The organism is Plantactinospora solaniradicis, assembly GCF_042658085.1.
Taxonomy (GTDB): Bacteria; Actinomycetota; Actinomycetes; order Mycobacteriales; family Micromonosporaceae; genus Plantactinospora; species Plantactinospora solaniradicis.
Genome location: NZ_JBHSPR010000018.1, coordinates 311,608 through 338,379 on the forward strand (window position 1 = coordinate 311,608; position 26,772 = coordinate 338,379).

At 70.9% G+C, this 26,772-nt stretch carries 24 protein-coding genes and 1 pseudogene; 18 read left to right on the forward strand and 7 right to left on the reverse strand.

Going from position 1 to position 26,772, the window contains the following annotated elements:
• Positions 1-10 precede the first annotated feature (10 nt).
• On the reverse strand, positions 11-751 hold the full coding sequence (locus tag ACFP2T_RS23170; RefSeq protein WP_377424895.1) for a VOC family protein: 741 nt from the start codon (positions 749-751) through the stop codon (positions 11-13).
• A 92-nt stretch (positions 752-843) separates the two neighbouring features.
• Entirely contained in the window at positions 844-1,599 is a 756-nt protein-coding gene (locus tag ACFP2T_RS23175; RefSeq protein ID WP_377424897.1) for a GbsR/MarR family transcriptional regulator, read from the reverse strand.
• A 226-nt stretch (positions 1,600-1,825) separates the two neighbouring features.
• On the opposite strand from ACFP2T_RS23175, the gene ACFP2T_RS23180 reads away from it, so the two are divergent.
• Together ACFP2T_RS23180 and ACFP2T_RS23185 are read left to right on the forward strand one after the other, a co-directional pair.
• Positions 1,826-2,494, forward strand: coding sequence for a DUF4097 family beta strand repeat-containing protein (locus ACFP2T_RS23180; protein WP_377424898.1), 669 nt, complete (start codon positions 1,826-1,828; stop codon positions 2,492-2,494).
• A gap of 105 nt (positions 2,495-2,599) precedes the next feature.
• Positions 2,600-3,415 carry an alpha/beta fold hydrolase gene (locus ACFP2T_RS23185; RefSeq protein WP_377424899.1) on the forward strand — a complete coding sequence of 272 codons (816 nt, stop codon included), beginning with the start codon at positions 2,600-2,602 and terminating at the stop codon, positions 3,413-3,415.
• A 72-nt stretch (positions 3,416-3,487) separates the two neighbouring features.
• Here ACFP2T_RS23185 and ACFP2T_RS23190 read toward each other — a convergent pair whose 3' ends face one another.
• On the reverse strand, positions 3,488-4,483 hold the full coding sequence (locus ACFP2T_RS23190) for a phosphotransferase family protein (protein WP_377424900.1): 996 nt from the start codon (positions 4,481-4,483) through the stop codon (positions 3,488-3,490).
• Between the two features lie 86 nt (positions 4,484-4,569).
• Here ACFP2T_RS23190 and ACFP2T_RS23195 point away from each other — a divergent pair, with 86 nt between their 5' ends.
• The 5 genes from ACFP2T_RS23195 (at position 4,570) to ACFP2T_RS23215 (ending at position 9,246) form a co-directional block, all read left to right on the forward strand.
• Complete coding sequence (locus tag ACFP2T_RS23195) at positions 4,570-5,202, forward strand: hypothetical protein (protein ID WP_377424901.1); 633 nt, start codon at positions 4,570-4,572, stop codon at positions 5,200-5,202.
• Between the two features lie 52 nt (positions 5,203-5,254).
• Positions 5,255-5,779 (forward strand): SigE family RNA polymerase sigma factor, encoded by a 525-nt coding sequence (locus tag ACFP2T_RS23200; protein ID WP_377424903.1) that lies wholly within the window; start codon positions 5,255-5,257, stop codon positions 5,777-5,779.
• Positions 5,776-6,939, forward strand: coding sequence for a hypothetical protein (locus tag ACFP2T_RS23205; RefSeq protein ID WP_377424904.1), 1,164 nt, complete (start codon positions 5,776-5,778; stop codon positions 6,937-6,939). Before ACFP2T_RS23200 ends, ACFP2T_RS23205 begins: the two co-directional genes overlap by 4 nt.
• A 193-nt stretch (positions 6,940-7,132) precedes the next feature.
• Entirely contained in the window at positions 7,133-7,645 is a 513-nt protein-coding gene (locus ACFP2T_RS23210) for a hypothetical protein (protein ID WP_377424905.1), read from the forward strand.
• Positions 7,646-7,716: 71 nt separating this feature from the next.
• On the forward strand, positions 7,717-9,246 hold the full coding sequence (locus ACFP2T_RS23215) for a flotillin family protein (protein ID WP_377424907.1): 1,530 nt from the start codon (positions 7,717-7,719) through the stop codon (positions 9,244-9,246).
• A gap of 151 nt (positions 9,247-9,397) precedes the next feature.
• Here the strand turns inward: ACFP2T_RS23215 and ACFP2T_RS23220 are convergent, their stop codons facing one another.
• Positions 9,398-10,027 (reverse strand): hypothetical protein, encoded by a 630-nt coding sequence (locus ACFP2T_RS23220; RefSeq protein WP_377424909.1) that lies wholly within the window; start codon positions 10,025-10,027, stop codon positions 9,398-9,400.
• A 135-nt stretch (positions 10,028-10,162) separates the two neighbouring features.
• Between ACFP2T_RS23220 and ACFP2T_RS23225 the strand changes: the two genes are divergently transcribed.
• Both ACFP2T_RS23225 and ACFP2T_RS23230 read left to right on the forward strand, forming a co-directional pair.
• Positions 10,163-10,600, forward strand: a complete 438-nt coding sequence (locus ACFP2T_RS23225) for an Rrf2 family transcriptional regulator (RefSeq protein WP_377424910.1) — start codon at positions 10,163-10,165, stop codon at positions 10,598-10,600.
• Entirely contained in the window at positions 10,597-11,334 is a 738-nt protein-coding gene (locus ACFP2T_RS23230; protein WP_377424911.1) for an NIPSNAP family protein, read from the forward strand. Before ACFP2T_RS23225 ends, ACFP2T_RS23230 begins: the two co-directional genes overlap by 4 nt.
• A 33-nt stretch (positions 11,335-11,367) precedes the next feature.
• On the opposite strand, the gene ACFP2T_RS23235 is transcribed toward ACFP2T_RS23230, so the two are convergent.
• A complete protein-coding gene (locus ACFP2T_RS23235; protein WP_377424912.1) occupies positions 11,368-12,795 on the reverse strand; it encodes a CCA tRNA nucleotidyltransferase in 1,428 nt (475 codons plus the stop codon).
• Positions 12,796-13,129: 334 nt separating this feature from the next.
• Between ACFP2T_RS23235 and murJ the strand changes: the two genes are divergently transcribed.
• From murJ to ACFP2T_RS23270, 7 genes and pseudogenes are all read left to right on the forward strand, one after another.
• Positions 13,130-14,848: a murein biosynthesis integral membrane protein MurJ gene (gene murJ / locus ACFP2T_RS23240; protein WP_377424913.1), complete on the forward strand. Its 1,719-nt coding sequence runs from the start codon at positions 13,130-13,132 to the stop codon at positions 14,846-14,848.
• A 505-nt stretch (positions 14,849-15,353) separates the two neighbouring features.
• Complete coding sequence (locus ACFP2T_RS23245; RefSeq protein WP_377424915.1) at positions 15,354-16,973, forward strand: protein kinase family protein; 1,620 nt, start codon at positions 15,354-15,356, stop codon at positions 16,971-16,973.
• A 280-nt stretch (positions 16,974-17,253) separates the two neighbouring features.
• Positions 17,254-18,027 (forward strand): annotated as a pseudogene (sigM, locus tag ACFP2T_RS23250) (RNA polymerase sigma factor SigM); the annotation flags it as partial.
• Positions 18,024-19,130: a hypothetical protein gene (locus ACFP2T_RS23255; protein WP_377424916.1), complete on the forward strand. Its 1,107-nt coding sequence runs from the start codon at positions 18,024-18,026 to the stop codon at positions 19,128-19,130. The pseudogene sigM and the gene ACFP2T_RS23255, both read left to right, overlap by 4 nt.
• 183 nt (positions 19,131-19,313) lie before the next feature.
• The gene (trxB, locus tag ACFP2T_RS23260) at positions 19,314-20,270 is read left to right on the forward strand and encodes a thioredoxin-disulfide reductase (protein WP_377424917.1); all 957 of its coding nucleotides are present in this window, start codon (positions 19,314-19,316) and stop codon (positions 20,268-20,270) included.
• A 35-nt stretch (positions 20,271-20,305) separates the two neighbouring features.
• A complete protein-coding gene (trxA, locus tag ACFP2T_RS23265; protein ID WP_192766185.1) occupies positions 20,306-20,629 on the forward strand; it encodes a thioredoxin in 324 nt (107 codons plus the stop codon).
• 390 nt (positions 20,630-21,019) lie between these two features.
• Positions 21,020-22,186 (forward strand): N-acetylmuramoyl-L-alanine amidase, encoded by a 1,167-nt coding sequence (locus ACFP2T_RS23270; RefSeq protein ID WP_377424918.1) that lies wholly within the window; start codon positions 21,020-21,022, stop codon positions 22,184-22,186.
• A 72-nt stretch (positions 22,187-22,258) separates the two neighbouring features.
• On the opposite strand, the gene ACFP2T_RS23275 is transcribed toward ACFP2T_RS23270, so the two are convergent.
• Positions 22,259-22,918, reverse strand: a complete 660-nt coding sequence (locus ACFP2T_RS23275; protein ID WP_377424920.1) for a GNAT family N-acetyltransferase — start codon at positions 22,916-22,918, stop codon at positions 22,259-22,261.
• Positions 22,919-23,484: 566 nt separating this feature from the next.
• On the opposite strand from ACFP2T_RS23275, the gene ACFP2T_RS23280 reads away from it, so the two are divergent.
• Together ACFP2T_RS23280 and ACFP2T_RS23285 are read left to right on the forward strand one after the other, a co-directional pair.
• Entirely contained in the window at positions 23,485-24,801 is a 1,317-nt protein-coding gene (locus tag ACFP2T_RS23280; RefSeq protein ID WP_377424921.1) for an aminotransferase-like domain-containing protein, read from the forward strand.
• Positions 24,802-24,809: 8 nt separating this feature from the next.
• Positions 24,810-25,841, forward strand: a complete 1,032-nt coding sequence (locus ACFP2T_RS23285; protein ID WP_377424922.1) for a D-alanine--D-alanine ligase family protein — start codon at positions 24,810-24,812, stop codon at positions 25,839-25,841.
• A gap of 96 nt (positions 25,842-25,937) precedes the next feature.
• Here the strand turns inward: ACFP2T_RS23285 and ACFP2T_RS23290 are convergent, their stop codons facing one another.
• Positions 25,938-26,696 carry a hypothetical protein gene (locus ACFP2T_RS23290; protein ID WP_377424923.1) on the reverse strand — a complete coding sequence of 253 codons (759 nt, stop codon included), beginning with the start codon at positions 26,694-26,696 and terminating at the stop codon, positions 25,938-25,940.
• Positions 26,697-26,772: the final 76 nt, after the last annotated feature.

The window sequence follows — 26,772 nt, forward strand, 5'->3', positions numbered from 1 at the left end:
TCAGCCCTGATCAGACCGTCCAGACCAGACAGAATGGCTTGCCGGCCGGATCGGCGTAGACGCGCCAGTCCGGGCCCGCGCCGTCCAGCCGGGTGGCACCGATGTCGAGGGCGGCCCGTTCGGCCGCGTCCACGTCCTGGACGATCACGTCGAGGTGGATCTGCTGCGGGTACGCCGGATCCGGCCAACGCGGCGCGGTGTACTGCTCCACCTGCTGGAACAGCACCGGCTGCGCGCCCTCCTCGCCGATCATGGCGATCCCGTCCGCCTCGTACGTCACCGGCTTGCCGAGCAACTCCGCGTAGAAGTGGCTCAGCTCCTTCGCGTCGGGGCAGTCGAGCATGACGCCCATCAGGGTGGTCCGTGGATCGTCCGGGTTGACGCACAGGTCGAACGGGTGGCCGGCCGGGTCGGCCAGGGTGTGCCACCGTTCGTTGCGGCGCAGCAGCCTGGCGCCGAGCTGCTGGGCGCGTTCCGCCGCCGCGTCGATGTCCGGTACCCGGAAGTCGAGATGCGCCTGCTGCGGACGGTGCTGGTCCGGCCAGTGCGGCGGTACGTGGTCGGTGGACCGTTGCAGGCCGATCCGCCAGCCGTCACCCGACTCGAGTGTGATCCAGTCATCTTCGGCGCCGGGGACGCGCCGCCAGCCGGCGAGCTGCTCGTAGAACGTGGCCAGGAGGTCGATGTCCGGGGCGTCCAGCGCCACGGCCCGCAGTGCGCCGATCGCCCGCCGGTGCGGTTCGGATGTCATGCCCCGATCCTGCCGATCCCGGGGCCGACCCGCCACCGGAAACCGGCGTCGAGGATCCCTCTGAGCGGGTTGCCGGGAATCGAGACGGCTGCCTATCCGCGTTCCGGACCTGGCGTGGCAGTGCCGCCTGAGAGCGCTTCGGGTTTCGTGTAGAGGACTTCGCGGACCTGTTCCGCGGCGCGGAGGATGCTCTCGCTGATGAAGTCGCTGAAGCGGGCGATGTTCTCCAGGCGGGCGGCGGACGGGGTGCCGGGGCCGAGAACGCCGACTCCCTGCCGTGCGATCTCGGCGACCTGGGCGACACCGCGGGCGCTGGCGATCGTCGACTGGTACCAGACGTCGTCGTCGACGAAGTAGCGCTCGCGGCGGCGTTCGTCACGTTGCCGACGGATGAGGCCCTGGTCTTCGAGGAACGCGATCGCCTTGGAGACGGACGCCGGACTGACCCGGAGGTGCTGGGCGAGTTCGGACGCGGTGAGGCTGCCCGCATCGGCGATGAAGAGGCAGGTCAGCACCCGAGCCATCATCCTGGGCAGGCCCTGTTGCATCAGGAGGGTGGTGAACGCCTCCTCGTACTCGTGCACGGCCTCGTCGTCGCGCCCGTAACCCTGCGCCGGCGCCCCCTGCCCTCGGGGCGGGGTCTGCCTGCGCCGGTGGGCGCGGCGTTCGGTGGCGCGGTGGGCCAGGTCGGCGCGGTAGGTGGTGGGGCCGCCGTTGCGCATCACCTCACGCGTGATCGTCGAGGTGGGGCGGTCGAGACGTCGGGCGATCTCGGCGTAGGCGAGGCCGTCAGCCAGCCCCAGCGCGATCTGCTGACGTTCCTGCTGGCTGAGTCTGCCTCCCGGCACCGCGATCTCCCTTCGAGCTTCCCTGATGCCGCCAGCGTAGCGTTCACCCACCGCCAGATGCAACGGGCCAGACGGCTGCCATTGCGTTAGATCTACGCTAGTTGCAACGAAAACTAGCTCTCTACCTGCTCTAACGTGAGTTGTACGCAACGAGATAGTTGCTGAATCTGCGAACGCAACGTAGCGTTTCCGGTGTCAGAAACGACGAACGCACGAGGAGAGCATGATGCAGAAGTTCGACACCCCCGCCGCGATCTCCGCCGTCCTGGACATCCCCGCCGGGCGCATCCAGGTCATCGCCGCCGACCGGGCCGACACCACCGTCGAGGTCCGGCCGGCCACCGCCGACAAGGGCCGCGACGTGAAGGCGGCCGAGCAGACCACGGTCGAGTTCGGCGACGGCGTCCTGCGGATCACGACCCCGGTGGGGAAGAACCAGATCCTCGGCCCGTCCGGATCCGTCGAGGTGACCATCCAGCTGCCCGCCGGTTCCCGGATCGACGGGAAGGCGGCCGCCGCCGAGTTCCGGGGCGTCGGACGGCTCGGCGACGTCGCCTTCGAGGGCGCGCACGGCGCGGTCAAGATCGATGAGGCCGCGAGCGTACGCATGGCCGCCTACGGTGACGTCGCGGTCGGCCGCCTCACCGGCCCCGCAGAGATCAAGACCCAGAAGGGCGACATCCACATCGCCGAGGCCACCTCCGGCGCGGTCGTGCTGCACACCCAGATGGGCAACGTGACGGTCGGCGCCGCCCAGGGCGTTTCCGCCTCCCTAAACGCCGGCACCGGCCACGGCCGGATCGACAACGCGCTGAAGAACACCGAAGGCGCCGCAGCCGGCCTGAGCATCCACGCGACCACCGAATACGGCGACATCACCGCCAGCAGCCTCTGAAGACGGCGACGAACCGGCAGACAGCCGGTCGGGCCCAGCGGCCTGCGATCCACGTGCAGAGCCGGGAGAAGTCACACAAGAGTCCAACGCGACCAGGAGGATGACATGACGAGGAACAGCGCATCCTCGACCAGTTCGGCGTGGACCGGCATGGTGCCGGTTGACGACACGGCCCTGGCCGTCACCGACACCGGCGGTCCCGGTATCCCCGTGGTCTACCTCAATGGCCAGTTCGCCACCCAGGGGTACTGGCGGCGGGTCATCGCCGAACTGGGGACGGGGTGGCGGCACATCACCTACGACGAGCGTGCGCGCGGCAAATCGAAGCGTTCGGCGGACTATTCCTTCGAGGCCGCCGTGCGGGACGTCGATGTCGTTCTCGCCACCAGGGGTGTGGACCGGGCGCTGGTGGTGGGCTGGTCCTACGGAGCGTTCGTCGCGGCCCACTGGGCCAGCCGGAATCCGGACCGTACCGTGGGCGCGGTCCTGGTCGACGGCGCGCAGCCGTACGACTGGCTCGACGAGGCCATGGAGCAGCGGATCCGGAAGACGTTCAAGCGGTTGAACTGGTTCATGCCGCTGCTGCGCCCGACCGGCCTGACCCCACGGATGAATGCCGAACAGATGGCGGACAGCAACATCGAGGTCGGCGTGCTCGCCCGCGAGCGCGAGTTGGGCCCCGTGCTGGACAACATCAGCGTCCCGGCGCGGTACGTGGTCGCTTCGGGAACGTCCCTCGGAAGCAAGGGTGACGAGCAGGAACGGATCCGCGCCAGCCTCGGTGCGGTGACCGCCCGCAACCCGAACATCAAAATCAGCGCGAAGGTCCCCAGCAACCACGGCGCGATCCTGAAGAAGGACTCCCCGGCCATCGCCAACGCCGTACGTGAGGTCGCCGCGCTCGACCGCGCCCCGCGCTGAGGAGAGGTGTTAGGAGGGGGCCCTTCTTCTACAGAAAACGATAAGAAGGGGCCCTTCCTTACATCCTCATCCTTACATCCTCAGGACGCGTTCGGTGTGGTAGGCCGCGATCTCCAGCATGAGGACGCGGTCGGGAAAGTCGCCGTCGAGCAGGCGTAGCGGGCCGGCGATCAGCGACAGGTGGTGGGCGAGCTGGTAGAACCGCATCCGCCGCTCGTCGAGTTCGTCGGCGGGGTGGAGCAGGTGGTAGTGCTCGCCGAAGCGCATCCGCAGGAAGACGTGCTCCCACTCGATGTCGAGGAACATCATCCCCTCGATGTCGATGAGCACCGGCTCCCCGTCGCCGTCCACCAGTACGTGGTCGGGTCCGAGCTCGCCGTGGATCAACCCGTACGTCGGGCGCGGAGCGACAGCCTCCGCCAACCGATGAGCGACCTCGGTCAGTCGGTCCCGGTCCCGTGCGATGCGCTCGTCGCGACCGGCCGCCTCGGCGAGATCGGACAACGTCCGGTCCAGCACCAACCGCACCGGCGACCGCTGTTCGGGTGTCGGATCGGAGAGCCGGGCGACGGCGGCGACCTTGCCGAACCGGGTCTCCCGCTGGTGGTGCATCGCGGTGAGGACCTCGCCCAACCGGGCGACCGTGCGCGCGGCCACCGTCGGCTCGTCGGCCAGCCGCTGTTCCAGGTTCGGTCCTGGAAGATCCTCGACCAACGCGATGTCCGCCGGGTACCGGTCCCGGCTCCGGTCGAGCAACAGCACTTCCGGGGTACGCACCCCGGCGGCGGCGAGCGCGGTCCTGGCGGCTTCGAACAACTCGCTGCCGGAGGCGTCCGAGAACGGGTCGTCCAGCGGGTCACCTTCGGTCCTGCGCCCCGCCGGCCAGAAGTTCTCCTCGGGGCTCCAGACGTACGCGACGACCGTGGACCGGTCGTCGAGGGTCAGCCGGTAGACGCCCTTCTTCGTACCGCCCCGTAGTCGGGTCACGGTGTCGATCCGCCGTGCGGAGCCGAATCCGGCCCGTACGACGGCGGCCAGCCGCTCCCGGTCGGCGAACTCCCGACGCATCTCGTCCCCCGTTCGCGCCCGCTCCGGCACAGGGGTGAGCCCCGGTACGGTCCCACCGTCTGAGCGACGCGCACGATACTTTCACCATGACGAGTTGGGGAGCGAGCATGCCGGACCGGGGCACCCGACCGCGCGTCGTCATCGTTTCCACCGCGCTGCTTCTGGTCGTCGCCGTCGCCCAGTCCGTCTCGGTCATCCTCGCCGAGCGGGAGTACCGGGCCTACCGGTCGGCGTACGACGCGATGCACCCGGGCACCGACGGCTTCGTGGGGTTCGTCTCCATCGCCCGAGGCGTGTTGCTGCTGTTCGGGCTGGCCTTCGCGGTGGCACTCGTCGTACTGGCCGTGGTCAACCTGCACGGGAAGCGGGCCGCCCGGGTCTTCACCTGGGTACTCGGCGGACCCCTCGTCCTCTGGACCGCCGCCGGACTCGTACGGGACGTCGTCTTCGCCGGCGGGCCGACGGCCGAGTCCAGGGAGTTGAGCCGGCTCGCCCACCTCGAACTGCCGGGCTGGCACGATCCCGTCGCGCTGGCGTCGGGAGTCGCGGTACCGCTGCTGCTGCTCGCCGCCCTGCTCCTGCTGGCCCTGCCCGCCGCGAGCGCCTTCGTCCGGGCCAGGGCTACGGGCGATCCTGACTCGCCGCCGGTACCCGAGCCGACCCCGGCTATCGTCGCACCGTCCGATCCCGGTGGAACGCCTGGTCAAACGATCTTCTGACCGAGGCAAACTTTCCCGGTTCCTCGGCGTCTGAGGGAACGGGAGGTGTGCTGTGGGTCGGACGTCCGAGAGCGAGTTCACCGCATTTGTCCACGAGCGGGGCGACGTGCTGCTGCGCGTCGCCCAGGCGCTCGCCGGTGACCGGTACGCCGCCGAGGACCTGCTCCAGAACGCCCTCGCCAAGGCGTACGCCCGATGGCCACGGATCCGGGGCGACGCCGAGCCGTACGTCCGGCAGATCCTCTACCACGACCAGGTCTCGGCCTGGCGGCGGCGGGGCCGGCGCCCGGAGGTGCCGCACGCCGAGGTGCCGGAACCACCGGCCGCCGAAACCCAGCACGACCACGAGACGGCGGTCCGGATGATGCTCCGGGACGCACTGCTGATGCTGCCGCCCCGGCAACGGGCCGTGCTGGTGCTCCGATATCTGGAGGACCAGACGGTCGAACAGACCGCGGCCGCGCTGGGTTGCCGGCCGGGCACGGTGGCGAGCCAGGCGTCCCGGGCGCTGACCAAACTGCGCCAGTTGGTGCCGGAGTTCGCCGAGATGACGGACCGGGAGGAGGCGATCCGATGAGTGAGAGGAACGCGGAGCGGCTGCTGCGCGGGGCCGTACACGATCTGGCGGGCGACCCGCACCAGTCGCCGGACCTGGTTACCGTCGCGGTGAGCCGTGGTCGGCGGATCCGGCGACGCCGTCAGGCGGGCGCGGTCGCCGCCGCGTTCGTCGCCGTCGCGGCCATCGCGGCGCCGTACGTCCTGCTGCGGCCGGACCCGGAACCTCCGGCCTATCCGATCGCCGGACCGCCGGCCGCGTCCGCCACCACCGCCGGCCCGGCCTCGACCGCGAGTCCAGGGCCCGAGCCGACGGAATGGCGCGACTGGGAGAGCGCTCCGCTGAAGCTGCCCGGCGGGTGGATCGTGGTCGGCGCGACCACCACCGGCACCCCGGTCAGCAACTGGGCGTACGACCGCAGCCGTGGCCACTACGTCGACACCGCCAAGGAATTCTCGTCGGTCTGGGCCGCGCCACGGGGCAGGCTGGCGGCGGTACGTCAGGCCACCCGGCCCGGCGAGACCGGACTGCTCGACATCCCCACCGGCAGGGTCAGGTGGATCCGGACCGCCGGGCAGATCCTCACTCCACAGTGGTCGCCGGACGGGTCCAGACTGTTGATGACACTGATGGAGGGAAGCACAGGAGATTTCTCGTTCGGTGTGCTGACCGTCGCGGACGATTCCTTCCACCAGTTTCCGGTGCCGTCCGAGAAGTACGAGTGCACGGACCTGTGCCGCTTCACCTGGGTGCCGGGCAGCAAGGAGGTGGCGTTGCCGATGACCGATCCCGCCGCTCCCCGCTCGGAGTCCGAACCGCACCTGCGCCAAGGGTTGCAACTCTTCTCCGTCTTCGACGGCACACCCACCCGGTTCCTACCGGTCCGAGGCGACGTCTCCGGTCCGTCGGCCTGGTCCCCGGACGGTCGCATGGTGGTGGTCGCGGGGCAGAAGGCGGCGCAGCTCGTCCTGGTCGACAAGGGAGCGGTGGTGCAGCAGATGCCGTCGGCCGACGTCACCTGGATCAGTGCTGACCGGCTGCTCTATCTGGACCGGGTTCTCAACTCCGGCGGTTCGGTCGACGTCGCGGCGGTGCTCGTCGACCGGAAGGGCGCCGAGGTCGGTCGGGCCGCACTGCCGGGGGAGCTTGCCGGAACCGACATCCTGGTCGCGCCACGGTGATCGGCAAGTAACGATCCGGTACGCACAACGCCGGACGAAGTAAGTTTTCCACCCATTCGGTATCGCGAGCGGATACTGTCGCACGGACGTCCGGCCGGGGTGGGTGTGCGGTGACCAGGCCCCGATCCGCTACCCACCGGCCGGCGTCCGAGCCCGGCTCGCCGAGTTGCCTCTGTCAGCTACCTTTCAGGTCGTGGCAACGGGGACTCTGATCTTCCTCATCATCGGCGGTTCCGGCGTCGCGCTGCTCCTGCTCGCCTTGCTCGGCACGGAACTCGCCCACCTCGGCAACCCGAACATCGAGGGCCCGATCAGCCTGGAGGCGATCGCCGGATTCGCCGCCGTACTCGGCTTCGGCGGGGCCATCGCCTGTGAACTGCTGAACGCCCGTAGCTTCGGCCAGCTCGCCGCCGCCGGTGGCATCGGCGCGATGGCGGCGGTGCCCGCCGGCTGGCTCGCGACGCGGCTTTCCCGGGCGGCCCGCAACATGCACACCGACGCCACCCCCACCCGCAACGACCTGGTCGGGTCGCTCGGGGTGGTGGTCACCCCCATCCCCAACGGCGGCTACGGCGAGGTGCGGGTACGCGTCAGCGGCCAGCCGCTGAAACTCAACGCGAAGTCGGAACGGCCGATCGCGATCGGCGCCCAGATCTTCGTCGTCGAGGCGTTGAGCGAGACCAGCGTCCTGGTCGAGACCTACTGACCTCTGTCGGCCCCCTCCCGCGATTCCCCCTCCGTCACCACGCCCACCCCAGATCCGAAATGGACGGTGTCATGCTGATTCTCGTCGCCATCGGCGGAGCAGTGCTCTTCGTTCTCATCCTCATCATGTTCGTGCTGTCCCGGATCAAGGTTGCCGGCCCCAACGAGGCGTTCATCGTCACCGGCCGCAAGGGGCGTACCACCCAGACGGCCGACGGCACCCGGTCCACCGACATGTCGGGGCAGAAGGTCGTGCTCGGGGCGTCGGTCTTCGTACTGCCGGTGGTGCAGAAGTTGCAGTCGCTCGACCTGTCCAGCCGGCGCATCGATGTCAGCATCAAGGGCGCGGTCAGCAAGCAGGGCATCCGGGCCGAACTGCACGGCGTCGCGATCGTCAAGGTCGGCGGGACCGAGGACGCGATCCGGGCCGCCGCCCAGCGGTTCCTGCACCAGCAGAACGAGATCGAGAGCTTCACCCGTGAGGTGCTGGCCGGTGCGCTGCGCTCGATCGTCGGCCGGCTGACCGTCGAGGAGATCATCCGGGACCGGGCGGCGTTCGCCAGCGCGGTGGCCGAGGAGGCCGAGCACTCCATGACCAACCAGGGTTTGGTGCTCGACACGTTCCAGCTCCAGGACATCCTGGCCGAGGGCTCCTACCTCCAGGACCTGGGACGGCCGGAGGCGGCCCGGGTCCTCAAGGACGCGGCGATCGCCGAGGCGCGGGCCCGCCAGGGTGCCGAGACGGAGCGGCTGCTCGCCGAGGAGGCCATCGCCGAGGCGAACCGGAACCTGGCGCTGAAGCAGGCCGGCATCCAGGCCGAGATCGACGCGGCGAAGGCCAAGTCGGCCGCCGCCGGCCCGCTCGCCCAGGCCGAGCGGGACCAGGCCATCCTCTCCGAGCAGCAGAAGGTCGCCGAGCGCAACGCCGAGCTCAAGCAGCGGCAGCTCGACACGGAGGTCCGCAAGCCGGCGGACGCCGCGCGGTACAAGGTGGAGCAGGAGGCCGAGGCGGCCCGCAACGCGGCGGTGCTGCACGCCGACGCCCAGCGGCAGTCCACCATCGCCGCCGCCCAGGCCGTCGCCGAGCAGTCCCGGCTGACCGGTGAGGGCGAGCGGGCCCGCCGGGCGGCGCTGGCCGAGGCCAACGCGATCGAGGGTGCCAAGGAGGGTGAGGCCGAGCAGCGGCGTCGTACCGCCATCGCCGATGCCGTCGAGCGTGAGGGTCAGGCCGAGGCCGCGGCGATCCTGGCCAAGGGTCAGGCCGAGGCCGAGGCGATGTCCCGCAAGGCCGAGGCGTTCGCGACGTACGGCGAGGCGGCCGTGCTCGACCTGCTGGTCAAGGTGCTGCCGAAGGTGGTCGAGGCGGCGAGCGCGCCGGTGAGCGCGATCGACAAGATCACGGTGATCTCCACCGACGGCGCCTCGTCGCTGACCAAGTCGGTCGCGTCCAACGTCGCGCAGGGGTTGCAGCTCGGCAGCGACCTGACCGGTGTCGACCTCACCGGGCTGCTCGCCCGGCTCGGCGCGGCGCGGATCGGTGACGACCAGGTCGTCGACGGCACGCTGACCAACGGCGGCAAGTCGGTCGAACCGAAGAACTGACCGTCCTTTCGACATCTGCGGCCCGGTACCCGGAGTTCGTACTCCGGTACCGGGCCGCCGGTCGTCCGGCCGGAGCCCGACCCCCGGCCGGTGTACTTGTGGCTCTGCCCCGCGTCGACCGGCGCCGGTAGGGGATGCGGCCGGGTGGTGGTCAGCCTGACCGGACGTACGACGTGGCGAAGACCAGAGACTTCTGCGTCAACGAGTTCCCCGCGCAGGCGTAGCTGGACGGTTCGGTGGAGGCGGTGAAATCCTGCCACGGCCCCGGCGTACCGTCACCGACCCGGAGCCGGACGTCGGCATCGGACCGTACGTCCCGCAGCTCGATCCGGTCACCGGCGAGTACGTAGCGGTAGCTGACCGTACCGCGCAGTTCCAGGACGACGTCCTGTCCCGCGTACCCGCTCCGGTAGACGGTGCCGGTGCCGTAGTCGGCGATCCCGGTCCCCTCGGCGCTGAGCGAGAGCCCGGAGCCGGCCCCGCCGGTGAAGCTCAACCGACCGACGCCGGGTACGTCGACCTGCTCGCTGTGCGAGGTGACCCGCCAGGTCCCGACCAGACAGTCGGCGCCGCCGCCGGGTCCGGCGGCCACGGTGGCGGTGGCGGTGGACGAGCCCGATCCGGCGGACGGCGGCGCTCCGGTCCCGTCCGGGCCGCCGTCCGGACCGTGCCGGAGGACGAGTACGACCACGATCGCGACCACCAACCCGAGCAGCGTCGACGCCAACGCCACCATCGGCACCAGGAAGGACCGGCCGCCCGGCCCACCCGAGACCGCCACGGTCACCTCCCCGGCCGTTGCCCGCCATCGGGAACGGTAGCGGAGATTTCGGGCGGTCGATGACCCGAGCTTGACGGTCCGCTTGATGTAACCAAAGCTGTTACATCAAGCGGACCGTTGCTGGAGAGGAGTGCGGTGGCAGCGAACAGCAGGCTCACGATCGCCACCCACGCGCTGGCCTGGCTCGCCCTGGCACACCGACGCGGGCAGGCCGTGCTGACCTCCGAGGAGGTCGCGGCGAGCGTCAACACCAACCCGGTGGTCATCCGGCGCAGCCTCGGCGACCTGCACCGGGCGGGCCTGGTGGAGGTCCGACGCGGCGCGGGCGCGGGCTGGAGCCTCGCCCGCGCGCCGGAGCGGATCACCCTGTTCGACGTGTACGAGGCGGTCGAGCGGGATCCGCTCTTCGCGCTGCACCACACCGAACCCAGCCTGGAGTGCCCGGTCGGCCGGGGCGTCCGGCCCGTGCTGGGACAGATCTACGGCGACGTCGCCGAGGTCCTCCGTCGGGAACTCACCCGCACCTCGATCGCCCAGGTACTGCGCGACACATTGGAGCAGGCACAGACATGAACGACGGCGTACGCCACCCGATCGTCGAACTCCGGCAGTACACCCTGCACGACGGCAGGCGCGACGTGCTCGTCGAGCTCTTCGATCGGGAGTTCGTCGAACCACAGGAGGCGGCCGGGATGGCGGTCGTCGGGCAGTTCCACGACCTGGACGACCCGAACCGGTTCGTCTGGCTCCGCGGGTTCCCCGATCCGGACCGGCGGGCCGAGGCGCTGCACCGCTTCTACGGTGGCCCGGTCTGGCGGCAGCACCGGGACCGGGCCAACGCCACGATGATCGACTCTGACGACGTACTCCTGCTCCGGCCGGTGCACCCGGACGGCGGCTTTCCGGTGCCGGCCGCCGTACGTCCACCGGTCGGCGAGCACGAGCGCCCGGAGTCCGTCGTGCTGGCGACGCTGTGGCACCGGACGATCCCGGTCGACCGGTCGTTCGTGGAGCACTTCCACCGGGAGGTCCGACCGGTGCTGGTCGAGACCGGCGGCGCACCGCTGGCCTGCCTCCAGACCGAGTACGCCGAGAACACGTACCCCGCACTGCCGGTCCGGGACGGCGTACACGTCTTCGCCTGGTTCGCCAGATTCACCGATCCGGCCCGGCTCCTCGACCACCAGCGCCGGCTGGCCGGGTCCCGCCGTTGGCGGGAGGTGGTCCTCCCCGGACTCGCGGCGTGGTCCGTATCCGACACCCGGCAGCTGCGGCTCGCCCCGACAGCCCGGTCCGAACTGCGGTGAACATCCGCCGGGGCGGCACCACCGGCGGCGCCGTTACCCGGTGATGCCCTGGTCGCGGGCCCAGCGCAGCAGCTCGGCCTCCGCCTCGTCCCGGGTCAGCGGCCCGCGTTCGAGGCGCTGCTCCTTCAGGTGCCGCCAGGCCTGACCGACGAGCGGCCCCGGCGGTACGCCGAGCAGTTCCATGATCGCGTTGCCGTCGAGGTCGGGGCGTACCCGGGCCAGGTCCTCCTCCGCGGCCAGCCGAGCGATCCGGTCCTCCAGGGCGTCGTAGTCGGCGGCCAGCGCGGCGGCCTTGCGACGGTTCCGGGTGGTGCAGTCGGACCGGGTCAACTTGTGCAGCCGGGGCAGCAGGTCACCGGCGTCGGTGACGTAGCGCCGGACCGCGGAGTCGGTCCACTCGCCCCGGCCGTACCCGTAGAACCGCAGATGCAGCCCGACCAGCCCGACCACCTGGCCGATCACGTCCTTGGGGTAGCGCAGCGCCTTCATCCGCTGCTTGGTCAGCCGGGCCCCGACCACCTCGTGGTGGTGGAAGCTGACCCGGCCGTCCGAGCCGACCGCCTTGGTGGCCGGCTTGCCCACGTCGTGCATGAGCGCGGCCATCCGCAGCACGAAGTCGCAGCCGTCCTCCTCCAGCCCGACGGCGTTGCTCACCACGATCAGGGTGTGCTCGTAGACGTCCTTGTGCTGGGCGTGCTCGTCGATCTCCAGCTTCAGCCCGGACAGTTCCGGCAGGAACCGGTCGGCGAGGCCGGTGTCGACCAGCAACCGCAGTCCGGTGATCGGGTCCGCCCCGCAGAGCAGCTTCGTGAACTCGTCCCGGATCCGCTCGGCGGTGATCCGGTCCAGGTCCGTCGCCATCGCCCGCATCGCGGCCCGGACCGGTGGGTGCACGGCGAACCGGAGCTGCGCGGCGAACCGGGCGGCCCGGAGCATCCGCAGCGGGTCGTCGCCGAACGACTGTTCGGGGGTACCCGGAGTCCGGATCACCCGGTCGGCCAGGTCGTCGAGCCCGCCGTGCGGGTCGGTGAACTCGTGACCGGGCAGGCTGACCGCCATCGCGTTGATGGTGAAGTCCCGCCGCCGCAGGTCGTCGGACAGGCTGGTGCCGTACTCGACGACCGGGTTCCGGCTCACCTGGTCGTACGACTCGGCCCGGTAGGTGGTGATTTCCAGGCGCAGTCCGTCGCGCTGCGCGCCGATCGTGCCGAACTCGCGCCCTGTCTCCCAGGTCGCCTCGGCCCAACCCTTCAGCAGCCGCAGCGTCTCGTCCGGATGTGCGTCGGTCGCGAAGTCCAGGTCCTCGCCGAGCCGGCCGAGCAGCGCGTCCCGGACCGAACCGCCGACAAGGTGCAGTTCGTGACCGGCGGAGGCGAACCTGCGGCCCAGCTCGTCGGCGACGGGCGACACCCGCAGCAGCTCCGCGACGGCGTTGCGCTGGGCGGTGGTCAACCGGGTCATTCGGGGCGCCGATCCTGCGGACACCGCCCCCGCGACGACCGGGGCCGCGCCGTCCGGGCCGGGCGGCGGGGTCGACTCCGGTCCGCCGGACCGGGAACCGGTCGGGGCGGCCGCGCCGGGACCGGGCGACCTGGTGCGTGACGGCGGGGAACGGTCAGCGTTCGGGGCGGATGTTTCGGACATGGGATCGCCAGCCTAGCGGGCCGGTCAGCGCTGCGTGGCGGCGGGCACACCGGCCGGGAGCGACGCGGCCCAGCGACACCTCGACCGGGTTGACTAAGGTTCCAACAGTGCCGGCGGGTGCCCTGCCCGCCGTACCCCTTGGGAGGCTGTCATGGCTGGCGGGCTGTACCGCAGCGCGAATGCCATGCCGGAGGGAGTCCCGCCGCCCGCGGACGGGGCGATGCTGATCTCGACCACCCCGGCCATCGAGGGCACCAACCCGCCGCCCGAGCCCGGCGGCAGCGCCGCCGGCAACAGCGCGATCATGGCGGCCGGCAGCCTGGTGAGCCGAGGTACGGGCTTTCTCCGGCAACTGATGATCACCGCGACCCTGGGTACGTTCGCGGTCGGCAACGCCTACACGACGGCACAGATCATCCCCGGAATGGTCTACGAGTTCCTGCTCGGCGGCATCCTGACCAGCGTGCTGGTGCCGGTGCTGGTCCGCCGCCGCAAGGCTGATCCGGACGGTGGCCAGGCGTACACCCAACGGCTGCTCAGCCTGGCGGTGCTCACCCTCGCCGGCGCCGTGCTGCTGGCGCTGGTCGCGGCACCGTGGCTGACCGTGATCTACGCCGGCCGGCAGGACAGCGACTACCAGGACCTGGTCACCGGCCTGTCCTACCTGCTGTTGCCGATCCTCTTCTTCTCCGGGGTCAGCGCCCTGCTCACCGCGATCCTCAACACCCGGGGGCACTTCGCCGCCCCGATGTGGGCGCCGATCCTGAACAACGTGGTGGTGATCGCCACCTGCGGCCTCTACATCGGGTTGTACGGCGCCACGCTGGTGCAGCCGGATCAGATGAGTGCCGGGCGGATCCTGGTGCTCGGCGGGGGCACCCTGCTCGGGATCGCGATCCAGACCGCCGGACTGCTGCCGGCGCTACGCAAGGTCGGGTTCCGCTGGCGTTGGCGATTCGACTTCCGGGCGCTCGGGCTGCGCGAACTGGGCCGGCTCGGCGGCTGGATGTTCTGCTACGTCGCGGTCAACTCGTTCGGCCTGATCGTGCTCTTCAACCTGCTCAACGAGGTGAAGGGCAAGTCCGCCGGCCCGCTGGTCTACAACAACGTCTTCCTGCTGCTGATGATGGCGCACGGCATCATCGCGGTCTCGATCATCACCGCGCTGTTGCCGAGGATGAGCGCCGCCGCCGCCGACGGCCGGTACGAGGACATGGCCGCCGACCTCAGCCGGGGCACCCGGACCGTGACGGCGGTGCTGGCTCCGATCGCCGTCTGTTACGCCGTACTCGCCGACCCGATCGCGGTGGCGTTGTTCGACTACGGAGCCGCCCGAGGTGAGTCCGGTTCCACCTCGCCGGTGCTGGTGGTCGCCGCGCTGGCCCTGATCCCGTTCGCGGTCAGCCAACTCTTCACCTTCGCGTTCTGGGCGATGCCCGACACCCGGATGCCGGCACTGATCAACGTGCCGGTGGTGGCGGTACGGGTGCTGCTCCAGGTGATCGTCTTCGCCGCCCTCTCCACGTCGTTCCTGGCCGCCGGGATGATGATCGGGAACGCCGTCTCGTACATCGCGGCGGCGGTGATCTCCGCCTGGTTCCTGCGCCCCCGGATCGGCCAGATCGGAGTCGCCGCGATCCTGCGGACCTTCGGCCGGGTCCTGATCGCCGCCCTCGGCGCCACCCTGGTCGGGCTGCTCGTGATGGTGCTGCTGCCCGGCGAGGCCGCGTCGAACCGGTGGCTGGCGTTCGTCGAGGTGGCGGTCGGCGGTGCGGTGATCGGTGGGACGTACCTCGGGCTGGCGCTGCTGCTGCGGATCCGGGAGATAACGGACGTGGTCACCATGGTCCGGCGCCGACTCGGCCGATGAAAGGGGTCGGTCAGGCCGCCGGGCGTACCTGGGGAAGCGGTTGTGGATAACTCGTCCTATCTGGGCCGCAGCAAGGTGAATCGCCTGTGGATAACGCCGGGTCAGGATCGACTCACTCGGCGTCAACCCATTGCTGGTAGGCCCGGATACCCTTCCCCCGCTCGATCCGGCATACTTCCGGCGCGCGGGGGAAGGTGCCGGGTGCACGGCGGAACTCCGGACGACGAGGGTGCCGGGACTGACGGCGGGCCGGCACACCGACCCGGTAGCAAACTGTTGAAATTAACCTATAGATTGCTAAACGCACGAGCCATCAGGTGGACCACAGCGGGCGATCCGGCGCGCTTCCCGACACTTCCGGCAGCCGGTCGGCCTACGGCCGGAAGATGACGTGTCGGGGATTAGTCAGACCCAGGTAAGGTCGCTCTCGACGGGTGCGGCTAGCGCCTAGGCTAGGAGAGCCGGTGGCCGTCCGATTCCTTCGAAGGCGGAGCGGGAAAGCCAGATGCCCAGCAGCACGGGTCCATCGATCGACACGACCACCGAGGGAGGACGGGTGACCCAGGTCGGCGAAGGTCAGGAGGCGGACGAGGTAGCTCCGTCTGTGATGACCTTCGGTGCGCCCGCCGTCGGTGAGATCCTGGCCGAGCGGTACGAACTTGCGGACCACATCAACGACGACAGCGCCGGCCGCCAGGTGTGGCGCGGTGTGGACGTGATCCTGCGCCGGCCCGTGGCCGTCGTGCTGCGCTACCCCGGCGGCGACTCCGCGAAGGAGATGCTCCAGGCCGCCGTGGCCGCCAGCCGGGTGATCCATCCCAACCTCGTCGGGGTCTACGACGCGATCGACGAGGAGGACCGGGCGTACGTCGTCCGCGAGTGGGTGGACGGGCACTCGTTACGCGAACTGGTCGCCGACGGCGTCCTCGACCCGGCCCGGGCCACCAGCATCGCCCACGCCATCGCCGGTGCGATCTCAGCAATCCACGCCACCGGCATGGTGCACGGCAACCTGCACCCCGGCACCGTGATGGTCGGCGACGACGGCCGGGTCGTGCTGGCCGACGCCCGCACCGACGGCGCGGACACTCCCGAGACCGACGTACGCGCGGTCGGCGGCGTCCTCTACTACGCGCTCACCGGCCACTGGCCGCACGCCGAGGCGTCCCTGACCAGTGGCTCCGGCCGGCGGGCCCGCACGGCCCTGCCGGACGCCGTGCGCGACGCCAGCGGCACCATCGCGGCGCCCCGACAGGTCCGCGCCGGCGTACCCGCGTACCTCGACGACCTCACCATGGACCTGCTCGACTCCCAGCTTCCGGTGCCGTCCTCCGACGTACTGGCCGCGGAGTTGGGCCGGCTGGACGCCGCCGCCGAGGAGCAGTACCTCGACAGCGGCCCGCTGCGCTTCACCTCCGGTGACGAGGCTGGCCCCGACCTGCCGGCGACCGGTGGCCGGAGGATGCTGATCGGCGTGGCCGCGCTGCTGGTGGTCGCGCTGGTCGGCCTGCTGCTCGGCATCAACGCGCTGGTCGGCGGGGATCCGGCCGACGACCACGCAGGGTCGACGCCGACCCCCGACGCCACCACCCAGCCCGCCGCCGCGGGCGACCCGGATCCGCCGACCACGAAGCCGCAGAAGGTCGCCATCAAGGGCGATCAGGTGCGGGTCATCGACCCGGGCGGCACCCGTAGCGAGTTGGACGGCGTGGAGAAGGTCGTGGACGGCGACCCCAACGAGGCGTGGGAGACCGAGTCCTACAAGAGCGACTCCAAGTTCGGTAACAAGAAGCCCGGCATGGGGATTCTGATCGACCTGCGGGAGCCCCGGGCGGTCACCGACGTGCGGGTCCAGCTGTCCGACGGTGGCGCCTCCGCCGAGCTGCGCTCGGGAGACAGGGACTTTCCGAGCAGCAGCTCCGGTGACAAGGACCTCGTCGAGGCGTACAAGAGGGTCGGCAACCCGATCGAGAAGGCCGACGGTTCCGGTTCCACCATGACCTTCAGCTCGTTCGAGCCGGACCAGAAGTACCGGTACCTCATGTTGTGGATCTACGATCTGCCGGAGGTCGACCCCGGCCGATACAAGGTCGGCGTCCAGGAGATCACGGTCCAGAGTCGGTGACCGGGCGGTCACTCCGGCAACACATGCGCCGTTCGGTTATCGTGCGGCCATGACCGGTGCGTTGGGATCCGACGCCGCCGACCAGACCAGCTCGCCGTCCGCTGATCCATGGCCGTCGACCGAGTCGGTCCGGCCGGCAGGTCAGGCCGTCGACCATGTCGACGCCGGTGCCCCGTCCGGCCGGTCCGACGCCGCCGCGCCGGACGACCATCCGGCATCGCCACCGCACGACCTTCCGGTACAGGCGGACGGTACGAAACCTCCGGCTGGTACGCCGTACCCGGCTGGTACGGCGTACCCCGGTGACGCGGAACGCAGCGACGCCGAACTGCTCCAAGCCCACGTGGACGGTGACCGGGACGCGTTCGCGGCGTTGTTCCACCGGCACCGCGACCGGCTCTGGGCGGTGGCACTGCGCACGTGCGCCGACCGCGAGGAGGCGGCGGACGCCCTCCAGGACGCCCTGCTCTCCGCACACCGGGCCGCGGCCCGGTTCCGTGGCGAGGCCGCCGTCACCACCTGGCTGCACCGGATCGTCGTCAACGCCTGTCTGGACCGGATCCGACGGCGCCAGGCCCATCCCACCGTGCCGCTGCCGGACAGCACCCGGCCGACCGGCACCAGTCGCTGGGCCGGCGGCGTCGAGCCGGCCGCGCCCGCCACCGACCACGACACCACGCTCGTCGTACGGCAGGCGCTCGCGGAACTGCCCATGGAGCAGCGGGCCGCGCTCGTCCTGGTCGATTTGCAGGGCTATCCGGTCGCCGAGGTCGCGGAGATCCTCGGTGTCGCCGAGGGCACCGTGAAGAGTCGCTGTGCGCGCGGCCGGGCCCGGCTCGCCGTACTCCTCGGTCATCTCCGCTCCGACGGAGCCGGCCGCAGCCCGGAGCCCGGAGGCGGCCCCGCGCCCGGCTCCGGGGTGCCGTCGGTCACCAGCGGGAACCCCGGACCCGGCGACCGCGTCCGATCGGGGTCGAGCCGGCTCGGGGCGGACAGGCGGCAGGTGCAGGACCGGAGCCACGGCCTGCGCGACCAGGACCAGGAGGAATCGTGACCGGGGGCCCGTTCAGTGAGGTCGATCTCGACCTGCTGGCCGACTATGTCGGTGGCGCGCTGGACGGCACCCCGGAGGAGGCGGAACTCGCCCGGCTGATCGACGAGGACCCCGCCTGGGCGGACGCGTACGCGACCCTGACCGCCGGCATCGACGCGGTACGACTCGACCTGGCCGGCTGGGCCACGGAGCCCATCTCGATGCCACCCGTGGTGGCCGAGCGGCTCGTCTCGGCGATCACCCGGGCGTCGCTGCCCGGCGACACCGGGCCAGCCGTACCCGGATCCCCGGCCGGGTCGACCGACACCTCGACCGACCGGGCCGACCTGGCCTCGACCGACCTGGCCTCGACCAACCTGGCCGAGCCCGATCCGGACGCTTCGGGACACCTCGTCCGCCGGCCTCGGCGCTCCGGCGTGCCGGTTCAGGCCGGTGGCGGCGCAGCGCCGCCGCACGGGACCCGAGGGCCCGGCCGGCGGAGGCAATGGGTGCGGCGGATGGCCGGGCCGATCCTGATCGCCACCGTCGTGGCCGGCTTCGCCGGGTTCGCGGTCAGCCGTCTCGTCACCGGCGGCGGTGCCGAGGACACCGCCGCGGGTACCGCGCTGAGTTCGGCCGACAACGGAGCCGAGCAGCCCCAGACGCTCGGCTCCGGCCCGCCCCGAGCGGTGACCGAACCGTCCGCCGAGCGGGTGCTGACCACGGGGACCGACTACACCCCCAGCTCGCTCCCGGACACCGCCTCCGCCTTGACCAAGCAGAACACCCCGAGCGACCGGGCCGGCGTACCCGACCGGCTCACCCAGACGCCCACGACGGTGATGGGCGGGGCGGCGACCGCCACGCCGGCGCGGAGCGTCTCCGGGCTGGAGCGGCTGGCGGACCGGACCGTGCTGGCCGCCTGCCTGGACGCGGTCGCGGCGGCACATGCACAGGGGCCGATCGCGGTCGAGTTGGTGGACTACGCCACGTTCCAGGGCACGGCCGCCCTGGTCGTCGTCTTCACCGATCAGTCCGGAGCCCGCTGGGCCTGGGCCACCGGGCCGAACTGTGGAACGTCGGCCTCTGGCGCGGACGTCACATATCAGACCCGGGTAGGCTGAAACAACGCCTCGTCGGCCCTTTCGCCAACGCAGTGACATGACCCACCGGATGACCGGCTCGGGAATCCCCGGTTCGTACGATGACGTTCAGGCTTGCAGGTGCCGGTGCAGTTCATGGCCGGCGCTCGGACCGCCGTCGGCGCCAGGCGCCGGTGGCGCAGAGACATACATCGGGAGACGGCAGTGGACGAGGTCCGCAACCTGATCATCATCGGCTCTGGGCCGGCCGGCTACACGGCTGCGGTCTACGCCGCGCGCGCCAACCTGAAACCGCTGGTCATCGAGGGTGTGCAGTCGGGCGGTGCCCTGATGACCACCACCGAGGTGGAGAACTTCCCCGGCTTCGCGGACGGCATCATGGGTCCGGAGTTGATGGACTCGATGCGCAAGCAGGCCGAGCGGTTCGGTGCCGAGTTCCTCACCGACGACGTCACCCGGGTCGAGCTGGTCGACACGGGTGTTCCCGGCTCCGGCGCGGTGAGCACGGCGTACGTCGGCGAGACGGCTTACCGGGCGAAGGCGATCATCCTGACCACCGGTTCCGCGTGGCGCCCGCTGGGTGTGCCGGGCGAGCAGGAGTACCTCGGGCACGGTGTGTCCTCCTGTGCGACGTGTGACGGCTTCTTCTTCCGCGGTCAGGAGATCGTGGTGGTCGGCGGCGGCGACTCGGCGATGGAGGAAGCGACGTTCCTCACCAAGTTCGCCAGCAAGGTGACGATCATCCACCGCCGCGACGAGTTCCGGGCCAGCAAGATCATGGCCGACCGCGCCCTGGCCAACGACAAGATCCAGGTCGAGTGGAACAGCGTGGTCGAAGAGGTGCTCGGCGACGACGGCAAGGTCTCCGGGGTCCGGCTGCGCAACGCGCACACCGGCGAGGCCAAGACGCTGGACGTCGCCGGGGTGTTCGTGGCGATCGGTCACGACCCGCGCAGCGAACTCTTCCGGGGCCAGGTGGAGCTGGACGAGGAAGGCTACGTGAAGGTCCAGGCCCCGACCACCCGGACGAACGTGCCGGGCGTCTTCGCGGCCGGCGACCTCGTCGACCACACCTACCGCCAGGCGATCACCGCAGCGGGTACCGGATGTGCCGCCGCGCTCGACGCGGAGCGGTTCCTCGCGACGTTGGAAGAAGACTGAACTCACCGCAGTAAGCAATACCCGAGGAGGGTCTAGTGGGAGCAACAAGCGCCGTCACCGACGCCAACTTCGCCAGTGACGTGCTGCAGTCCGACACGCCGGTGCTGGTGGACTTCTGGGCCGAATGGTGCGGACCGTGCCGCAAGGTCGACATGATGCTGGAGGAGATCGCCAGCGAGCTGGGGGACAAGGTCCGGATCGTCAAGCTCAACATCGACGAGAACCCCGAGACCGCCCGGGCCTACCGGGTGCTGTCCGTGCCGACTCTCACCATGTTCAAGGGTGGCGAGCCGGTCCAGTCCGTCGCCGGCGCCCGCCCCAAGGGTGACCTGATCAAGCTCATCGAAACGGCGATGTAAGGCCGCTGACCCGGCGTTCGTTCCGCGCCCGCGTCCGAGATTCGGATGCGGGCGCGTCCGTTCTCCGGCGCGTCGTTCTTCGGCGCGTTCCCCTTCCGGCCGGGGGGAGCCCTGCTCCACATCCCGCCCGGGGCGCATTTCCGCAGCTCGGCGGTGGTGTAGCCAGCCTCGCGTACCGTCAACGACGGGCGGGGAACAAGGCGTCACGGTACGCTCCGGAAGCGTTCCTTCTCGCAAGGGTGACCGGCAGCATGGGCCGGGCCCCTTGTCGACCGGCCGCCGAACCCGGCGGAGGGAACGCCAGCCGTCCACCGGATCGGTCGGCAGGATCGGCCCGGCACTGCCCCGTAGGCGGGCAACCAGCCACTGGCACGCAGAGGGAGGTCGTCCGTGCGTCCAATCCGACGTGGTGACCGTGGACCCGCGGTGACCGAGATCCGCGCCGTCCTGGTCGGTCTGAGCCTGCTCCCCGCCGGTGGGCCGCCGGGGGCCGACGAGTTCGAGGCGGAGACCGAGCGCGCGGTCCGGACCTTCCAGCAGGACCGTGGCCTGAGTGTCGACGGGCAGGTCGGCCCGGAGACCTGGCGGGCCCTGGACGCCGCCCGCTGGCGCCTCGGCGCCCGCACGCTCTACCAGGCGATTCCCGATCCGCTCATCGGCGAGGACGTCCGGACGCTCCAGGAGCGCCTGCTGGAGATGGGGTACGACGTCGGGCGGGCGGACGGCATCTACGGTGCCCGTACGTCCCGCGCGGTCGCCCAGTTCCAACGCGAGGTCGGCCTGGGGCCGGATGGTGCCTGCGGGCCGCAGACCATGAACGCGCTGCGGCGGCTGGGCCGGAAGGTGGTCGGTGGCCGTCCCCAGTGGCTACGCGAGTCCGACGCGTTCCGGCAGTCCGGCCCGAACCTGGTCGGCAAGGTCATCGTGATCGACCCGGGACACGATCCCTTCGACCCGGGATTCGTCGTCCAGGACGGTCCGCTGCGCTGGACCGAGGCGGATCTCGCCTACGACCTCGCCGCCCGGCTCGAAGGCCGGCTCGCCGCCGCCGGAATGCGGGTCCACCTCACCCGGGGGCCCGCCCCCGCCGCGCCGCTGACCGACCTGACCCGGGCCGACCTGGCGAACGAACTCGGCGGAGACCTGCTGATCTCGCTGCACATCGACGGGCACGCCAACCCGGAGGCGGACGGCGTCGCGACCTATCACTACGGCACGTCCAACGGCGTGACCTCGACCGTAGGGGAACGGCTCGCGGGCCTGGTCCAGCGGGAGATCGTGGCCCGGACCGGCCTGCGCGACTGCCACATCCACGCGAAGACCTGGGAACTGCTCCGGCTGACCCGGATGCCGGCCGTCCGGGTGGACGTCGGCTACCTCACCTCGCCCAGCGACCTGGCCCGGCTGACCGATCCCCGGTTCCGTGACGCGACCGTGGACGCCATCGTCGCGGCGGTACAGCGGATGTACTTCCCGGTCGAGGAGGACGTGCCGACCGGCTCGATCGACGTCAGCGAGTTGCGCGCGGTGGTCGCCGCGGGAGCATCCCTCGACTGACCCGGGTCCCTTCCGTCCTCGACTGACCCGGTGCCTGTCGGCCTTCGTCCAGTTCGGTAGCGGCTGGAAAGCTCAGCCGGCGGCCGAGCGGGTGGCCGGACGTACGGGGCGGAGCAGGCCCTCGGGGCTCATCGAGCCGAGCAGCTTCTCCAGCGCGTACTCGACGTCGGACTTCCAGGACAGCGCCGTCCGCAGCTCCAGGCGCAGCCGGGGATACCGCGGATGGGGACGTACCGTCTTGAACCCGACGGAAAGGAAGTAGTCGGCCGGCGCGACGCAGCCGCCCGCGCCCTCACCGGCGTCACCGAACTTCGCGTCGCCGAACGCCTCGATCGCCTTGATCCCCCGCTTCGTGAGGTCCCGTGCGACGCCCTGGACGAGCATCCGGCCCAGTCCGCCACCCGCGAAGGCGGTGACGATGTGGGCCGTGGTCAGCAGCGCGGCGTCGGCAGAGACCGGTGAGGTCGGAAACGCCATCGACCGAGGAACGTAGGCCGGCGGGGCATACATCACGAATCCGGCGGGCATACCGTCGACATATGCCAGCTTTCCGCAGGAACCCCACTCGAGCAGGGTCTGCGAAACCCAGGCCTCCTTCTCCAGGCCGGGATCACCCGCCTCGCGGGCTCGCTCGGCCGCCACCGGGTCCAGCTCCCAGTAGACGCACTGGCGACAGGGCCGAGGCAGGTCTTCAAGTGTGTCGAGGGTCAGACTGACCAGACGTCGCGACATCGGCGCATCCCCAAAAATCCTACTCGGGGGCCCAAAGGCCGCAAATATCACCATCTCCGGTCCCTACCCCCAACGAGCGATCGTACGCCGGAACCTTGCGACTCGGGAGGGGATCGGGGCAGCGATGCCCGTACCGCCCGGTCAGGTGCCACCCCGGGCAGCTCAGCCGGTCCGACATGTGGACCAACCGCTTGGGGCGAGGGTCAAATACGGTCAGTCGGATTACGATCGACCGACGAGCGCCGACCGGCGGAGTTGCCGGCCGACCCACCCGAACCGTCCCCGGTGCACCGGGGCTCCGGAAGGCGGACACGTGGCGGGCGCGGCGATCGAGGTGCCGACGGCGCCCTGCTGGGGATGCGTTCGGTGACCGACCCGGCCATCATGACCGCGATGGGGCTAACGCGGCGGGGAGATGTCATGACCGAGCGGGGCGGCGGCAGCCGTCCCGGGCACGCGGGTCGTGACGACGAGCGCAGCGAGGAGAGGGCATGACCGAGCGGAGCAGGGGCATCAACCGACCCCGGCACCGCAGGTCGTGACGACGAGCGCAGCGAGGAGAGGGCATGACCGGCACGACGCTCGACGACTACACGGATCGCTACGCCCGGCGGGTACGCGGGATGACAGCGTCGGAGATTCGCGCGCTGTTCGCCGTGGCCAGCCGGCCCGAGGTCGTCTCGCTCGCCGGAGGTGCACCGTACATCGCCGCACTGCCGCTCGACGCGGTCGGCGAGATGCTCAACCAGCTCGCCGCCGAGCAGGGGACCACCACCCTGCAGTACGGCATCGGTCAGGGCACGCTCGAACTGCGTGAACGGATCTGCGAGGTGATGGCGCTCTCCGGCATCGATGTCGGCTGCGGCGCCTCCCCCGAGGACGTGGTGGTCACCGTCGGTGGCCAGCAGGCGCTGGACCTGATCGCCCGGCTGTTCCTCGATCCCGGCGACGTCGTCCTGGCCGAGGGGCCGACCTACGTCGGCGCGCTCGGCGTCTTCCAGAGCGCGCAGGCGCAGGTGGTGCACGTACCGATGGACGCCGACGGCCTGATCCCCGAGGCGCTGGAACTGGCCATCGCGCAGGTCGCCCGGTCGGGTCGGCGGGCCAAGTTCCTTTACACCATCCCGACCTTCCAGAACCCGGCCGGCGTGACGCTGAGCGAGGAGCGGCGGGAGCGGGTGCTCGACATCTGCGAACGCGCTGGCCTGCTGGTGGTCGAGGACGACCCGTACGGCCAGCTCGGGTTCGACTGCGAGGCGCCGGCACCACTGCGGGCGCGTCGCCGGGACGGCGTCTTCTACCTCAGCACCTTCTCCAAGACCTTCGCCCCGGGGCTGCGGGTGGGCTGGATCCTGGCCCCGCACGCCGTACGGGACAAGCTGGTCATCGCCAGCGAGGCGCAGATCCTCTGCCCCAGTGCCTTCGCCCAGGCCGCTGTCACCACCTACCTGTCCACGATGCCGTGGCGCCAGCAACTAAAGATCTACCGCGAGGTGTACCGGGAGCGCCGCGACGCGCTGCTCACCGCGCTCGCGGACTACATGCCGACCGGCACCAGTTGGACGGAGCCCGGCGGCGGGCTCTTCGTCTGGGCGACGCTGCCGGAGGGCCTCGACGCCAAGGCCATGATGCCGCGGGCCATCGCGGCCCGGGTCGCCTACGTGCCCGGGACCGGCTTCTACGCCGACGGCACCGGCACCGGACACATGCGGCTCAACTTCTCCTTCCCTCCGCCGGAGCGGATCCGCGAGGGTGTCCGCCGGTTGGCCACCGTGATGGAGCAGGAGACCGCCATGCGCGAGGTGTTCGGCACGGTGGTCGGACCGGTCCGGAGCCGTCGGGGGCAGGCCGGCGCGGACGTGCCAGGGCCCGACTTGGCATGATCTCCGGCATGGGTACGAACTCCCCCGCCGATCCGTCCCGCGCCGCAGACTGGCCGATCCCGCTACCTCGGGAGGCAACCGCCGAACTGCGGGTTCTCGTGCTCGCCGGCGGGCTGTCGTACGAGCGGGACGTGTCGTTGAAGTCCGGTCGCCGGGTACTCGACGCGCTCCGTTCGGCGGGGGTGGAGGCGGATCTACGGGACGCCGACGTCGCCCTGCTTCCGCTCCTCCGGGACGACCCGCCGGACGCGGTCGTGATCGCCCTGCACGGATCGACCGGCGAGGACGGTTCGCTCCGGGGTGTACTCGACCTCTGCGACGTGCCGTACGTCGGTTGCGACGCCCGCTCGTCCAGGCTGGCCTGGGACAAGCCGTCGGCGAAGGCCGTCCTTCGGGAGGCGGGCATCCCGACACCGGACTGGGTGGCTCTGCCGCACGACCGGTTCTCCGAACTCGGGGCCGTGGCCGTGCTGGATCGGATCGTCGACCGGCTCGGACTGCCGCTCATGGTCAAGCCCACCCAGGGCGGCTCGGGCCTCGGTGCCGCGGTCGTCCGGGACCCGGCCGCGCTGCCGGCGGCGATGGTGGGTTGCTTCGCCTACGACACCACCGCGCTCGTCGAACGCTACGTTCCCGGCATGGACGTGGCGGTCTCCGTGGTGGACCTGGGCGACGGGCCGCAGGCGCTACCGGCCGTCGAGATCGTCCCCCGCAACGGGGTGTACGACTACGCGGCCCGGTACACCGCCGGCCTGACCACCTGGCACGCTCCGGCGCGGTTGTCGGCCGTTGCGGCGGCCAGGGTCGCGGAAACCGCTCTCGCGGCCCACTCCGCGCTCGGGCTCCGGGACCTGTCCCGGGTGGACCTGATCGTCGACGAGGCCGATCGACCCCACGTGCTGGAAGTTAACGTCTCGCCCGGGATGACGGAGACCTCGCTGCTGCCGCTCGCCGTCGCGGCCGCCGGACTCGACTTCGGCGAGCTGCTGCGAACGCTGGTGGCACGCGCGTCCCAGCGCCGGGACCTCGGCCGGTCCTGACCGCGGCTGCGCCTGGCCCCGGCTGCCGTACACCTCCTGAGCCCGCCCGACCGCCCAGGGGCCCCGCTGACGCTCTCCCGGCACGCCGGGGTTCCCCTAGTACGCCCGGGTCGCCGGATCGCCTGAGGATTCGCGCTCGGGGGCGGGACGGACGGGTTCCTCCGACGCCTCCGCCGTAGGTACCGCCGCCGGCGCAGCGAGCGCTACGGACGAGTCGTCAGCCGACAGGGCGGCCTCCCGTCCCGAGGCCGCCTGCTGAGTCAGGTTCGACGGCGCCTGCCACTGGATGCGGGGCGGCTCGGCCAGTGGACGTCCACCGAACTCGGCGAGCCAGGCCGCGACCATCGCCAGATTCTCCCGCCACTGCGACTCGGGAATCGCCGGCAGGATGTCGTCCCAGAGGGACAGGAACGTGCCGCGCAGTTGGAGCCGCCCGTACGGCCGGGCGAGAAACCACAGGTGCAGGTGCTCGGCGCCGTCACCCCAACGGTTGACGTGCACCCGGGCCACTCCGTCGAGCGAGCGGACCGCCCGTTCCAGCCGTACCGTCATCACGCCGAGTTCGGCGGCGAGCAGGTTGGGCAGGTCGCCCAGATCCAGATGAGAGCGGGACTCGAGGATCAGCACCATCGGCAGGCCGGTCGGCCGGTCCATGGCACGCACCCGCCAACGCTCACTGACCCAGATGTAGGCATCGTCGGGGGCGTTGCAGGAATGACACTCACCGGAGCCTTCGCCTTTGCGCGGGGGTTCGACCGCGACCGGCTCGTCGAGTTGCTTGACCCGGAAGTCGCCTTCGAAGGGAAAGGAGGGCCACCTGGTGAAGTCCGGTACGGCAGGAGGGGTGTGGGACACGAGGCTGACCCTAACCGAGTTTGAGACCGCTGTCCCTACCTGTTTCGGCTGCCGACGATCGGGATTCCGGGGAGCT